Here is a 13361-nt window from a genome sequence, read left to right as displayed (position 1 = left end):
AGCGCGCCGCGATCAGGTATTTTGGGAAACGTCTTCGCAGTCGGTTTCGTGGGTGCCGTTTTCGCAGCCCTCGGGCGGGCAGGAACAATCGTCGCGATCACCCTGACAACATGCGCCGCAATGTTGGATCAGGGCATCACGCAAGGACGCGCGGGCGCGGTGTAGCCGGACGCCAAGTGCGTTGCGGTTCAGCCCCAGATCAGCGGCCACGGCTTCGCGCTCTTCTTCGCCAAAATCAATCCGCCGGATCAGTTCTGCCTCTGCCGGGCGCAATTCTGAAATCAGGCCCGAATGGCAGTTGCAAAGGCGCGCCATCTGCGCCGGGGCATCGGCGATCCATTCTTCGGGTTCGCGCGCGGCCGCTGCGGCCAAACGGTTGCGTCTGGTCCCCTTGCGATAGTGGTCGTTCAAGGTAGAGCGCAGGATCGTATAAAGCCAGGCATCCATACGCTCGGCGTCACGCAGTTGATCCTTGCGCGCCAGCACGCGGATGCAGAAATCTTGCAGCACGTCCTCGGCATCTGCGCGATTGCCAAGCCGTTTGACCAGAAACCCCATGAACGCGCCGCGCCCGTCCAGCAGCGCACGTTCTGTAACGGCGTCCGATATCTCGGGCTTGTGTGTGCCTTGCTTTGCCATGATGGCCCAGCCCTTTCCAATAGTTTCGCGGTGGGCGCCAATGTGTCACATATCTAATCATTGACCGATGCGGGTCAATCCCTGCGCCTTCGCGGCGTCACTTGCAAGACCGGCCCTGAAAAATGCGGCAAACTTCCGCTTGGCTGTGCCACGTCCATGGTCGATCCCAAAGGTCGCGACGCACCTGACAATTCTAACAGTTTGCCGCGATTTTTCAATGTTGATCGCCCGCTGCGCCTTTCAGGTTGACAAAAACGATCCCCAGAATAACCAGCGCGATGCCGAAAAACTGAATGCCTGACAGCCGCTCTGCGAAGAACAGCGCACCAATTGTCAGACCGAAAATCGGCGCCAGAAAACTGAACACAATCGCACGATTGAGCGCCACCGCCTCGAGGACCGAAAACCAAAGCCAGTAGACCAGCGCCGACCCAAACAGCGCCAGGCCCAGCAGCGACAAGGTAAACGTCGTGTTCCACACGATCGTGCTTTGATCCTCCAGCAGGGCGGCGGCGATGGCGAGCGGCACGCTGCCCATCAGCAACTGAAGCCCCATCGCATAGATCGCGTCAACCTGACCGGCGATGGATTTGATCGCCACGTTGCTGATCGTCACCCCCGCCGCAGCCAGCACGATATAGGCAAATCCGATGGCAGACCCGTCTTGCCCACCGGCAAGCAAGCGCGGCAACGCGATCACAAGGATCCCCGCAAAGCCGATCAAAAGACCGATCCAGCCAACTCTGGCCAAACGTTCGCCCAGCCAGGCGACACCCAGCATCGCCGCAAGCAGGGGTTGGGTGTTGGCAATCACCGTGGCCAGTCCGGGCGACACGAACTCGGCCGCGTGAAACATGCCCAGAAACCCCAGACTTGTCGCCCCAAACCCCACGACAGCCAATGTCATCCACATGCGCCGCCCACGGGGAAATGGCCGCCCCAATGCCATTGCCAGCCCGACAAGGGTAGCCCCCGCCAGAACCGCGCGCAGTGTCGCAAAGGACAGATGTGGCGCGTATATCAGCCCGACGGTGATCAGCGGAAAACAGGCCGCCCACAAGAGCATGGCCAGAACGATTTTGGTGACGACTGTCGGCGACATCGGACTTTCCTTTTTAAGATCAAAAGCGGGGGGAGCGCGGGTCTTGCGATGTGCCGGCCTGGGACGGTGAATTTGCCTTTGCGTGACGCTGGCCAAGGAAAGGACGGCGCGACCGCGCAGACCTTACACTTGCCAGGACCGCTGGCCGGACGTGCCCCCACGTCAGGCATGGCACCTGTCGGTGTAACGTTTCCAGCATCAGGGCGTCTTGTTCAAAAGAGGTGTTTGATGAAACATATCCAAAGAAATTGCGTGCCCGAATCAGACCGGCCCGACCCAGCCGTCAAGGACACGGATGCTGCTGTGCGCCACGCCCTGACCGAAGGGCGGCAGAAAATCCTGAATTTTCTGCGCCGTCGGCTGGGCGATCCCGAGGCCGCGGAAGATGTCCTGCAAGCCTTCATGCTGCGTGCCATCGACCGGTCCTCGCAACTGCGCGATGTGCATGCGGTGCGTGGCTGGCTTAGCCAGATCCTTGCAACGGCAATCGCCGACCACGGCCGCAAGTCTTTGCGGCAGCGTCGCACCGAGGTGGTGATGGCCCCAACAGACCTGGACGGCATCCAGGATGGTTTTGACGAGGAAATCGATGACGCGGTGTGTGCCTGCCTTTACGCGCTTTTGCCGACACTCAGGCCGGAATATGCCGATGTGATCCGGCGCGTCGATCTAGAGGAACAACCGCGCGACGCCGTTGCCAAAGACCTTGGTATCACGCTGAACAACCTGACGGTGCGCCTTCACCGGGGCAGGCAGGCGTTGAAAACAAGGTTGGAACAGATGTGTCAGACCTGTCCCGTGCATGGCTATCTTGATTGCGACTGTGACACCGCCAAACGCCCTGACGGGTGACAGCGGCATCGTTGCGGTGCGTTGCTGCATGGGGCTTGTTTTACGGTCACGTGCTAATGTGATAAAAATGCGTCCTGTAATGAACCACATCATCGTTCGTCTTTTATGGGTAACGATGGTTTTTGCCGTCATACAAAGGAATTGAAACGGAGCAAGTAATCATGTCCAACAGTGAAACCTCTCCTGACGAAAGCCTTGAACTACAGGGCGGGCACGCGCGCAGCGGGCGTTTTGCGCCGGGCCGGGCAGCGATGTGGTTGCTCGCCAAGTTGCTGCGCCGCATTGTGCACAGCGGTCGTTTGACGGTGAACGACGCTTACGGCGAAACATGGCATTTTGGCCCCGGCGGCAACCCTGCCGTTTCTATCAGGCTGACCGACAGAAAGCTGCCCGCGCGCCTGCTTGCAAACCCCAGTCTTGCCCTTGGTGAAGCCTATATGGATGAAACACTGCGCATCGAATCCGGCAGCCTGCGCGATTTCCTTGCCATGTGCACATCCGATATGGATGCAGTCGATGCATTGCCCGGTAGCCGCCTGCTCCGCTGGCTGGACGCGATCCGCACCCGCAGCCTGCATCACAACCCGATCAAGCGGTCACATGCGAATGTGGCGCATCATTATGACATTTCGACCGCGCTTTATGACCTCTTTCTTGATGCGGACCGGCAATATTCCTGCGCCTATTTCCCCACAGGCACCGAAACGCTGGACGAGGCACAGACGCTCAAGAAAAAGCACATCGCGGCCAAACTGCTGCTGCAACCCGGGCTTGAGGTTCTCGATATCGGGTCGGGCTGGGGCGGGCTGGCGATGGAGCTTGCGCAGCAACACGGCGCCCGCGTTACCGGCCTGAGCCTGTCGCGCGAACAGATTGCCGCCGCCCGCGACCGCGCCGCGCAATCGGGCCTGTCCGATCGCGTCAGTTTCGAACAGCGGGATTATCGCCAGGAAAGCGGCCAGTATGACCGTCTGGTGTCGGTGGGCATGTTCGAACATGTGGGCCGCAGCGGTTTTGGTGCATTTTTCAAGACCGTGCAGCGGTCTCTCAAACCCGATGGCGTCGCGGTTGTCCACGCAATTGGCCGGATGGAACCCATCGGCGGCAGCGATCCGTGGATCCGCAAATACATCTTTCCCGGCGGCTATCTGCCGACACTGTCCGAAACCATCGCCGCTGCGGAACGGTCAGGGCTGTGGGTCACGGATGTCGAAGTTTTGCGCCTGCACTACGCGCAAACCCTGCGCCACTGGTCGGAACGTTTCGCCGCCGAGCGCCAGGCGGCGCGCGCGCTTTATGACGAGCGGTTCTGCCGCATGTGGGAATTCTATCTGGCGGTCTGCGAAATGGCGTTCAGGAATGGGCGCCTGATGGTCTTCCAGATCCAGCTTGCCAAACGCCGCGACACCGTTCCCCTGACCCGCGACTACATCAGCGAAGCCGAAAGCATAACATCCCAAACAGATAGCGAACCCACATCATGACAGACAAAAAACCTATCAAAGTGGCCGTGAACGGCTATGGCGTGATCGGCAAACGGGTGGCAAACGCGGTTGCGGCCCAGGATGACATGGACCTGATCGGCGTGGCGGACGTCACCGCCGACTGGCGCGCCCGGATGGCCACCACCAAGGGTTTCGCGCTTTATGCCGCCGCCCCGGACCGCGCACCGGCGATGAAGGCCGCCGGTCTCGACATCGCAGGCGGGCTTGATGATCTGCTTGCAGCGGCCGATATCGTCATTGATTGCACACCGAAAAAGATTGCCGCGCAAAATGTCGCAACCTATCGGGACAAGGGCATCCGGTTCATCGTTCATGGCGGCGAAAAACATGGCGTGACCGGCCATTCCTTTGTGTCCGAAGCAAATTATGCCAGTGCGGTTGGTCGTGACAGCACCCGCGTCGTGTCGTGCAACACGACCTCGATTGTGCGCACCCTCACTGCCCTGAAAGTTGCTGGATTACTTGGCTCGGCGCGCGGAACGCTGCTGCGCCGTGCCACTGACCCGTGGGAAAGCCATTTGGGCGGGATCATGAATACCCTTGTTCCCGAACCCGAAATCCCCAGCCACCAAGGCCCCGATGCACAAAGCGTCGATCCCGGCCTTGACGTGATCACGATGGCAGTGAAGGTGCCGCAAACGCTTGCGCACCTGCACTACTGGTCGGTCAAGATGCCGCGCAAGGCCACCAAGGACGAGGTGCTGGAGGCGTTCCGCGCATCGTCGCGCATTGCCCTGATACGGATGGCGGACGGGCTGGGCGCGATCAACGCAGTCAAGGAAATGATGGCCGATTTCGGACGCCCCAACGACAGTCTCTATGAGGTCGCCCTATGGGAGGACATGCTGAAAGTCGAGGGCGACGAGTTGTTCTATGCCTACATGGTCGATAATCAGGCCATCGTGATCCCCGAAACCATCGACGCGATCCGCGCCCTGACCAAGGCGGAAGCCGACGGGGCCGCATCAATTTCGCGCACCAACGCCGCACTTGGGATCGGGGCGTTTCTGCAGGGCTGATCGGGATTTGGGGCGCAGGGCAGACCCTGCGCCCTTGCTACAACCGTCCATCGTCGGCGATCGTCGTGCCAGCGCGCCCGTCCAGCATGGCCAGTGCATCATCCAGCCTGCCCACGCAGGCGAAACGGTCCCCACCTGACGCGAATGACGCGGCGGCGGCCACTTTGGGCGCCATCGACCCGTCGGGCAGGTTCAGGCGCGTGGCATCCTCGGGTGTCAGCCGCGCTATTGGCGCCTGCGCATCCGTGCCGAAATCGCGAAACACGGCCTCGACATCCGTCAGCAAGAGCAAAGCGTCGGCATGAAGCTTGTGCGCCAGAAGGGCCGTCGCGTGATCCTTGTCAATCACCGCCTCGATCCCGATCAGCGATCCATCGGCGCGCCGGACGACCGGAATGCCGCCACCGCCCGCGCAGATCAGCGTCACGTCATGACCGATCAGCAGCTCCAGCACCCGCAAATCGGGAATGTCGCTGGGCATCGGTGATGGCACCACGCGCCGCCAATGCGGCCCATCGGCGGCGATGTTCCAGCCGCGCGCCTGCGCCAGCCGTTCTGCTTCGGCCTTGTCATAGACCGGGCCGATGAACTTGGTCGGGGTGTCAAAGGCGGGATCTTTGGGATCGACCTCGACCTGCGTCAGCAAGGTCGCGACCGGGCGGTCATGGCCCAGCGCGTTTTCTAGCGCCTGTTCGATCATATAGCCGATCATGCCGTCGGTTTCCGCCCCCAGCACGTCCAGCGGGAACACCTCATCGGGTTTATAGGCCGCACCCTGCAATGCAAGCAGGCCGATCTGCGGGCCATTGCCGTGGGTGACTACCAATCGATGACCCGCCCTGATGATCTGCGCCAGCGCCTGCGCGGCGGCGGCCACGTTGGCGCGCTGTGCCTGCGCCGTAAGCGGCTCACCCCGGCGCAACAATGCATTTCCCCCCAAAGCTGCAACGACCAGCATGGGTTAGCTCCCCAGCGTGGCGACGAGCACCGCCTTGATGGTGTGCAACCGGTTTTCGGCCTGATCAAACACGATCGAGGCCGGGCTTTCGAACACCTCCTCGGTCACTTCCATCGCCGTGATGTCGAAATGCTTGGCGATTTCGGCGCCGGTTTCGGTCTCGGCGTTGTGGAAAGCGGGCAGACAATGCATGAACTTCGTGCGCGGGTTGCCGGTTTTCGCCATCACGTCGGCATTCACCTGATAGGGTAGCAACTGGCGGATGCGCTCGTCCCACTTGTCCTTGGATTCGCCCATCGACAGCCAGACATCGGTATAGATGAAATCGACGCCTGCTACGGCGGCGTCCACGTCCTCGGTGAGCATAATACGCGCGCCGGTCTGCGCGGCGATGGCATCGGCTTCGTCCCGGATCGCTTGCGCGGGCCACAGGCTTTTGGGTGCACAAAGGCGCACATCCATGCCCATCTTGGCCCCGCCGATCAGCAGGCTGTCGCCCATATTGTTGCCCGCGTCGCCCATGAAGCAATAGGCGATCTCGCGCAGCGGCTTGTCGGAATGTTCCTGCATGGTCAGGAAATCGGCAAGGATCTGGGTCGGGTGAAATTCATCCGTCAGCCCGTTGTAAACCGGCACACCGGCATATTGCGCCAGCGTTTCGACAATCGGGTGCCCAAATCCGCGATATTCGATCGCGTCATAGACCCGGCCCAGCACGCGCGCGGTGTCCTTGACGGTTTCCTTCTTGCCCAGATGTGACCCCGATGGCCCGAGGTAAGTGACATGTGCGCCCTGATCGTGGGCCGCCACCTCAAAGCCGACGCGGGTGCGGGTGCTGTCTTTTTCAAAGATCAGGGCGATTTCCTTGCCGGTCAGGCGCGGCACTTCGGTGCCGGCGTATTTCGCCGCCTTCAGGTCGGCGGAAAGTTTCAGCAAAAAGCCGATTTCCTGCGGCGTGAAGTCACGCAGGGCCAGAAAATGGCGGTTTCTCAGGTTGTAGGACATGGGATTTCCTTGTCGTCGGGTGTTTCAGATTGCGTCGCGGATCGTCGGGCAGCTCATGCAGTGGCTGCCGCCCCTGCCCCGGCCCAGTTCGGCGCCGGGAATGGCCAGCACCTCGATCCCGGCTTGCCTGAGGGCGGCGTTGGTGTCGTCGTTGCGGTCGTAACCGATGACGACGCCGGGGCGCAGCGCCAGCACGTTGTTGCCGTCATTCCACTGCTCGCGCGATTGCTCGGCGGCATCGGCCCCGCCCGTTGGCACCAGATGCAGTTTCTTGTGGCCCAGAATTTCCGCGGTGATCTCGAACAGGTGGCGGGCATCGCGGCGGATATCGAGCGCCGCCTTGCCCTGACCGGGGCGCAGGTCGTAGCAGGTGATGGCATCCGCCACCTCCTTGAACGTGGTCACGACATCGCCGCCGCAATGGGTAAACACCGTGTCCAGATGCATCGCTGCGCGCGAGCTGGGCATCTGGCAGGCGATGACGCGCGTCACATCGCCACCCTCGAACAGCGCTTCGGCCAACTGGCCCACCGCCTGCGGGGTCGTTCGTTCGCCCATGCCGACCATGACGACACCGTGCCCGATGGGCATGATGTCGCCGCCCTCCAGCGTGGCGGTGCCGAACTCGCGCGTCGGATCGCCGAACCAAACGCGCGCCTGACCGGCAAATTTCGGATGAAATCGATAGACGGCCGCCATTAACAGCGTCTCGGGCCGCCGTGCCGCAAAATGCATCGGGTTCAGGCTGACCCCGCCATAAACCCAGGCCGAATTGTCGCGGGTAAAGATGAAATTCGGCAGCGGCGGCAACACGAAACCGTGCGGGCCAAGGTAGCTGCCGAACATGCCGGAGGGCGTGAAGGGCAGATCGTCCACCCGGATGCCGCCGACCAGCAAGCGGGCCAGTTCCGCACCGGGCAGGCCCTCCATCCAGGCACGCAGGTCGTCCCGCATCCCCACGCCGACGTCATTGCGGGTGATGCGGTGGTCAAGAACCCATTTGCACGCGTCGGATATGTCCAGCGTCTCGCCCAGCAGCGTCATCGCGTCCAACACCTCGATCCCTTCGCCGCGCATGATGTCGGAAAAGACGGCGTGATCCTTGATCGCCTGTTTGACCCAGAACACATCGTCAAACAGCAGATGCTCGCGGTTGTCAGGTGTCAGGCGGCGATGCGCCAGACCGGGTGGAGAGACGATCACCTGCCGCAATGTGCCGGTTTCGGAATGAACGCCCAATTTCAGTTCAGACATCTGGGATGCCTCCTTTTTAAGTCAGAGAATGGCGGCCAGGCTGATCCCGGCCGAAATGAAGACGACGAGGATCAGCAGCAGAGGCCAGACGAAGACGACCCAGCGGTCAAACGACACGCGCCCGATGGCCAAACCGCCGATCACCACCGCAGAGGTGGGCGTGATCAGGTTCACGAGGCCACTTGCGGATTGATAAGCTGTCACCACAAGGTCACGGTTGACCCCCGCGAAATCGCCCAAGGGTGCAAGGATCGGCATCGACAGGACGGCAAGGCCGGACGACGAGGGCACAAGAAAACTCATCCCGATTTCAATCCAGAGCATCAGGTTGATGAACGCGATCTGGGGCAGGCCACCCAGCGTGTCGGCGGCACTGTTCAGGATCGTGTCCGCAATCAGGCCCTGTTCCATGATCACAACGATGCCGCGCGCCAGACCGATGACCAACGCCACACCAAGCAGATCCTTGGCGCCATCCACAAAGGTCGACGTCAGCTTCTTTTCACCCATACGCGCGACCAGCCCGACGACGATGGCCATGCCAAAGAACAGCGCGCCCATCCGGGCCATCCACCATCCCTGGCTGGACACGCCCCAGATCATCACGGCAAAGGTCGCGAAAAACAGGACCAGAACCAGTTTCTGTGTGCCGCTCAGCTTTGGTTCGCTGGCCTCCGCATCCGTGTCGTTCAGGAAAAACTGCCGGTCGCTGTCGCGTTGCGCGGCGACGACGGACCGGGCCGGGTCGGCCTTGACCTTCGCCGCATAGCGCATGACGTAGGCGACGCAGATCGCAAGGCCGCCCAGCAGGAGCACCAGACGCAATGCCATACCATCCGTGAACGGGATGCCCGCCGCGTCCGACGCGATCACCGTGGCAAAGGGATTGATCGTCGATCCCAGCGTGCCGATCCCGGCACCGATCAGGATGATCGCCACGCCGGTCACGGAATCATAACCGGCGGCGATCACCACAGGGATCAGCAGCGCATAAAACGCCAGCGTTTCCTCGGCCATGCCATAGGTCGTGCCGCCCAGCGCGAAGAGCGACATCAGGATCGGGATCATCCATATCTCGCGCCCCTTGAGGCGCACCATCGTGGTCTTGATGCCGGTGTCGATTGCACCAGTCGCGTTCACCACGCCCAGAAACCCGCCCAACAGAAGCACGAACAGCGCGACGTCGATGGCATTGGCGCCGTAGCTGTCGGGATCATAGAACCCCGCCACCGGGGCCAGCATCACGTCGATGAACCCCTGCGGATTGGCCTCGACCGTCTGATAGGTGCCCGGCACGGCAATCTCGCGGCCGACCTCTTCGTTCATCGCGCGATCATATTGACCTGCCGGGATGATCCAGGTCAGCGCGGCGACGATGATGATCAGACCGAACAGGATGGAATAGGCGGTGGGAAACCGCGCCGCCATACCCTGCCCGTCCGGTGTTTTGGTTGATGTATCAGACATCTCGAGTCCCCCTCGTTCGATGTGATTTCTATGAATGTGACGCGTGAATCGGGTTCTGGCCCGTCGGTGCAGCGCTGGCACCGCCCTTGACGGCGCCAAGACCTTCGAGCCGTGTGCGTTTCAGCAACAGCGCGTTGACCGCCACCAGCGCCGAGCTGCCCGACATGGCAAGGGCTGCCACCGCGGGGCTGATGATCAACGGATAGAACACGCCCGCCGCCATCGGGAAGGCGATCACGTTGTAGGCCACGGCCCAGAACAGGTTCTGGTGCATCTTGCGCAGGGTGGCGCGCGACAGCTCGATCGCGCCCACGACGTCGTAGGGATCACTTTTCATCAGCACGACGTCGGCGCTTTCCATTGCCACATCCGTGCCCGCACCGATGGCAAAGCCGACATCGGCCTGGGTCAGCGCGGGTGCATCATTGACGCCGTCGCCGACCATGCCGACCTTCTTGCCCTGCGCCTGAAGTTCTTTCACCTTCTCGGCCTTCTGGCCCGGCAGCACATCAGCCAGCACCATGTCGATGCCCAACTCGCCCGCGATGCGGCGCGCGGTGCCTTCGTTGTCGCCGGTCAGCATCGCCACCTCGACGCCGCGTTCGCGCAGCTTGGCCACGGCGGCCATCGCGCTTGGGCGCGGTGCATCGGCAATGGCGATCAGGCCCAGCATCCGGCCCGCCTGCGCCACATGCACCACGGTGCGACCCTCGCCCTTGAGGCGCTCTGCCTCGGCGGTCAGGGGGCCGATGTCGATACCCTCCTCGTCCATCAGACGCCGGTTACCGACCAGCACGGTCTTGCCTGCGATCTCGGCGCGCGCGCCCCGGCCTTCGAGGTTCAGGAACGTCGTGGTCTTTGGCACGTCAAGGTCAACGGCGCGCTCGACAATGGCCAGTGCCAGCGGGTGATCGGAACCGCGATCGACCGCTGCCGCGGCCCGCAGCGCATCATCCTCCACGCTGCCCTCACCGGCCACCACCTCGACCACGCGCGGCTGACCCATGGTCAGCGTGCCGGTCTTGTCGAAGACGATCACATCAAGTTTGGTCGCGTCTTCCAAAGCACCCGCGTTCTTGAACAGGATACCGTTCTGCGCCCCCAGGCCGGTGCCAACCATCACCGCCATCGGCGTGGCCAGCCCCAGCGCATCGGGACAGGCGATGACGAAAACGGTGATCGTCAGCGTCAGCGCAAACAAAAGCGGCGAGCCAATCCACCAGAACCAGACCGCGAAAGTGGCAAGCCCGATCACGATGGCGATCAGCACCAGCCATTGCGACGCCTTGTCAGCCAGAAGCTGCGCGGGTGCCTTGGAGTTCTGCGCCTCCTGCACCAGCTTGACGATCTGCGCCAGCGCGGTATCGGCCCCGACCTTGGTGGCGCGGTAGCGGAAACTGCCGCTCTTGTTGATCGTGGCGCCGATCACGGTATCGCCCACGGCCTTGTTCACCGGCATGGATTCACCCGTCAGCATGGATTCATCCACCAGCGACGTGCCCTCGACCACCTCGCCGTCGACGGGGATCTTGTTGCCGGGGCGGATCAGCACGATCTCGCCCTCCAGCACTTCAGAGGTAGGCACCTCGACCTCCTGCCCGTCACGGATGACAATCGCCATCGGCGGTGCCAGATCAAGCAGCGCCCGGATCGCGGCGGACGCACCAGCGCGCGCGCGCATCTCAAGCCAATGGCCCAGCAGGATGAAGACCAGCAACACCGCCACGGCTTCGTAGAACTGCACGCCAGGAAAAAAGAAGGTCGATCCGACACTGAAGAAATAGCCGGTGCCGACCGATAGCACGACCAGCACCGCCATGTTCAGGATGCCGTTGCGCAAGGCCCGCCAGGCGGCTACAAAGAACGGCCAGCTTGGCCAGACAATCGCGGCACTGCCCAGGATAAACAGCCACAGATCCAGTTCCAGCCCGAAGGGCGGCGCGGGCGGTGTGAACAACCCGCCCATCGGCGAATAGGTGAAGATCGGGATGGTGAAGAGCAGCGCCACCCAGAACCGGTTGCGCATGTCGCGGACCATGCCGGCCATGTCCATGCCGCCGCCGTGGCCCATCTCGTGCGCCATCGCGTCGTGGCCGGCGGGCGCATCCGCGCCGTGCATCTGATGGTCCGTATGGCAGACGTGGTTCGGAACCCGCTCGCCGCCACAGTGGAAACCGCAGGCTTCGACCGCCTTGCGCAATGCGTCTTCGTTCACCGCGGTTTCATCGAAGTGCACGGTCACGCTGGCGGATGCGGGGTTTGCCTCGGCGCGATGCACGCCGTCCAAAGCCGATATATGGCGTTCAACCGCAAGATGATCGAGTTCCTCGAACAATCCACGGACTTCAAGTGTCAGGGTTTTCAATGTAGGCTCCTATCGATTTTCCACGCGATCGGGAACGACCGTTTGGCTTGTAGACGCCAGCGGTCGGTTGACATTACAGCTTTGGAGGTCTGAAATTGTCTCGGCTGAATTGACTGGCGCGCGATGTCTTTGGTGGCGCAGCGACCGCACGCAAAACACGCAGCGATGTAACGAAGTCGGCCATTCGGCGTCCCTAGTGTCGCGGGATGCGCCAGGATGGTTCATCCGCTCTTGAAACACGCGCACCCAACCACGAGACGGAGGCGGACCATTGACAGGCCCAGCAATACCCAGCCGCAACGCACACAAATCTTTTGCTCTGGTGCTCAGCGGCGGCGGCGCGCGGGGTCTTTCACATGCCGGTGTGCTGAAGGCACTGATCACCCGCGGCTATGTCCCCAGCGCTATCGTCGGCATATCGATGGGTGCGGTCGTTGGCTCCACCTATGCGCTGAACGATAACTGGTTCGACGAATTGGTGGGCATGGATACCAGCGGATTTCCCGTCGCACCCGACTTTCGGATGCCGGGTTTCGCGGCGCGGGCACGGGGGCTTCGCACCGCCCTGCTCGCGGCGCGGGACATGTATTTCGGCTGGGGGGTTGGCGCGCGCACCGAAACCTGGGGTCGGCGCGTCCTGACGGGCATGAACCTGGGCAAGAACCTTGAAGATGGCCGTATCCCGATTTTTGTCTGCGCAACCGATATGCTGAGCGGGTCGCGCGTGGTCTTCAGCAAGGGGCGTGCCACGGACTACGTCTATGCCAGCGCGGCGCTTGCCGGAATATTACCGCCGCTGGTCGATGGACCGCACGTGCTGATGGATGGAGCCTATGCCGATATCGCGCCGGTTGATATTGCAAGGGCGACAGGCGTCGAGGCCGTGATTGCCGTAGACCCAAGCCAGCGCGAAAACGCCACCGGCCCGAAAAACGGCATACAGGCGATGATGCGATCCATCGAAGTCTGCCAATATGAACATGCGCGACTGCGGTTCGCGCAGGCGGATCTGGTGATCCGGCCCGCGTTTCGCCAATCCATCGGCACGCTTGAATTTGCGCTGAAACGGCACTGCATTGCGGCGGGGGCCGTGGCCACACGCCGCGCCTACGATGACATCAAAGCTCTGCTTGACCCCGCGTAGCACGATGTGAGCGCTGGTTTGCGACAGCCGCCGCGGATGCACTGTGCGGCC

At 62.1% G+C, this 13361-nt stretch carries 11 protein-coding genes; 4 read left to right on the top strand and 7 right to left on the bottom strand.

Going from position 1 to position 13361, the window contains the following annotated elements:
- Positions 1-12: 12 nt before the first annotated feature.
- Both FTO60_RS05980 and FTO60_RS05975 read right to left on the bottom strand, forming a co-directional pair.
- Complete coding sequence (locus FTO60_RS05980) at positions 13-639, bottom strand: RNA polymerase sigma factor (RefSeq protein WP_148055109.1); 627 nt, start codon at positions 637-639, stop codon at positions 13-15.
- 214 nt (positions 640-853) lie between these two features.
- Positions 854-1741 (bottom strand): DMT family transporter, encoded by an 888-nt coding sequence (locus tag FTO60_RS05975; RefSeq protein WP_148055108.1) that lies wholly within the window; start codon positions 1739-1741, stop codon positions 854-856.
- 228 nt (positions 1742-1969) lie between these two features.
- Between FTO60_RS05975 and FTO60_RS05970 the strand changes: the two genes are divergently transcribed.
- From FTO60_RS05970 to FTO60_RS05960, 3 genes are all read left to right on the top strand, one after another.
- Positions 1970-2593: an RNA polymerase sigma factor gene (locus FTO60_RS05970; RefSeq protein WP_148055107.1), complete on the top strand. Its 624-nt coding sequence runs from the start codon at positions 1970-1972 to the stop codon at positions 2591-2593.
- 161 nt (positions 2594-2754) lie between these two features.
- Complete coding sequence (locus FTO60_RS05965; RefSeq protein WP_148055106.1) at positions 2755-4077, top strand: cyclopropane-fatty-acyl-phospholipid synthase family protein; 1323 nt, start codon at positions 2755-2757, stop codon at positions 4075-4077.
- Entirely contained in the window at positions 4074-5117 is a 1044-nt protein-coding gene (locus FTO60_RS05960) for a type II glyceraldehyde-3-phosphate dehydrogenase (RefSeq protein ID WP_148055105.1), read from the top strand. Before FTO60_RS05965 ends, FTO60_RS05960 begins: the two co-directional genes overlap by 4 nt.
- A 37-nt stretch (positions 5118-5154) precedes the next feature.
- On the opposite strand, the gene arcC is transcribed toward FTO60_RS05960, so the two are convergent.
- The 5 genes from arcC to FTO60_RS05935 are packed head-to-tail and all read right to left on the bottom strand — an operon-like array spanning position 5155 to position 12166.
- Positions 5155-6075 carry a carbamate kinase gene (gene arcC / locus FTO60_RS05955; protein ID WP_148055104.1) on the bottom strand — a complete coding sequence of 307 codons (921 nt, stop codon included), beginning with the start codon at positions 6073-6075 and terminating at the stop codon, positions 5155-5157.
- 3 nt (positions 6076-6078) lie between these two features.
- Positions 6079-7080, bottom strand: coding sequence for an ornithine carbamoyltransferase (argF, locus tag FTO60_RS05950; protein WP_148055103.1), 1002 nt, complete (start codon positions 7078-7080; stop codon positions 6079-6081).
- A gap of 24 nt (positions 7081-7104) precedes the next feature.
- The gene (locus FTO60_RS05945; RefSeq protein WP_148055102.1) at positions 7105-8334 is read right to left on the bottom strand and encodes an arginine deiminase; all 1230 of its coding nucleotides are present in this window, start codon (positions 8332-8334) and stop codon (positions 7105-7107) included.
- 21 nt (positions 8335-8355) lie between these two features.
- Positions 8356-9801: a YfcC family protein gene (locus tag FTO60_RS05940; protein WP_148055101.1), complete on the bottom strand. Its 1446-nt coding sequence runs from the start codon at positions 9799-9801 to the stop codon at positions 8356-8358.
- A 28-nt stretch (positions 9802-9829) separates the two neighbouring features.
- A complete protein-coding gene (locus FTO60_RS05935) occupies positions 9830-12166 on the bottom strand; it encodes a cation-translocating P-type ATPase (protein WP_148055100.1) in 2337 nt (778 codons plus the stop codon).
- Positions 12167-12488: 322 nt separating this feature from the next.
- On the opposite strand from FTO60_RS05935, the gene FTO60_RS05930 reads away from it, so the two are divergent.
- Positions 12489-13310: a patatin-like phospholipase family protein gene (locus tag FTO60_RS05930; protein WP_302849711.1), complete on the top strand. Its 822-nt coding sequence runs from the start codon at positions 12489-12491 to the stop codon at positions 13308-13310.
- The last annotated feature ends 51 nt before the right edge of the window (positions 13311-13361 follow it).

It is taken from the genome of Octadecabacter sp. SW4 (genome assembly GCF_008065155.1).
Classification (GTDB): Bacteria; Pseudomonadota; Alphaproteobacteria; order Rhodobacterales; family Rhodobacteraceae; genus SW4.
Note: the sequence above shows the minus strand (reverse complement) of the source record. Positions and strands in the feature narration are given on the sequence as shown.

Excerpts from the sequence above, each read along its gene's own strand:
- FTO60_RS05980 (WP_148055109.1), bottom strand. The coding sequence starts at position 639 with ATGGCAAAGCAAGGCACACACAAGCCCGAGATATCGGACGCCGTTACA.
- FTO60_RS05975 (WP_148055108.1), bottom strand. The coding sequence starts at position 1,741 with ATGTCGCCGACAGTCGTCACCAAAATCGTTCTGGCCATGCTCTTGTGG.
- FTO60_RS05970 (WP_148055107.1), top strand. The coding sequence starts at position 1,970 with ATGAAACATATCCAAAGAAATTGCGTGCCCGAATCAGACCGGCCCGAC.
- FTO60_RS05965 (WP_148055106.1), top strand. The coding sequence starts at position 2,755 with ATGTCCAACAGTGAAACCTCTCCTGACGAAAGCCTTGAACTACAGGGC.
- FTO60_RS05960 (WP_148055105.1), top strand. The coding sequence starts at position 4,074 with ATGACAGACAAAAAACCTATCAAAGTGGCCGTGAACGGCTATGGCGTG.
- arcC (WP_148055104.1), bottom strand. The coding sequence starts at position 6,075 with ATGCTGGTCGTTGCAGCTTTGGGGGGAAATGCATTGTTGCGCCGGGGT.
- argF (WP_148055103.1), bottom strand. The coding sequence starts at position 7,080 with ATGTCCTACAACCTGAGAAACCGCCATTTTCTGGCCCTGCGTGACTTC.
- FTO60_RS05945 (WP_148055102.1), bottom strand. The coding sequence starts at position 8,334 with ATGTCTGAACTGAAATTGGGCGTTCATTCCGAAACCGGCACATTGCGG.
- FTO60_RS05940 (WP_148055101.1), bottom strand. The coding sequence starts at position 9,801 with ATGTCTGATACATCAACCAAAACACCGGACGGGCAGGGTATGGCGGCG.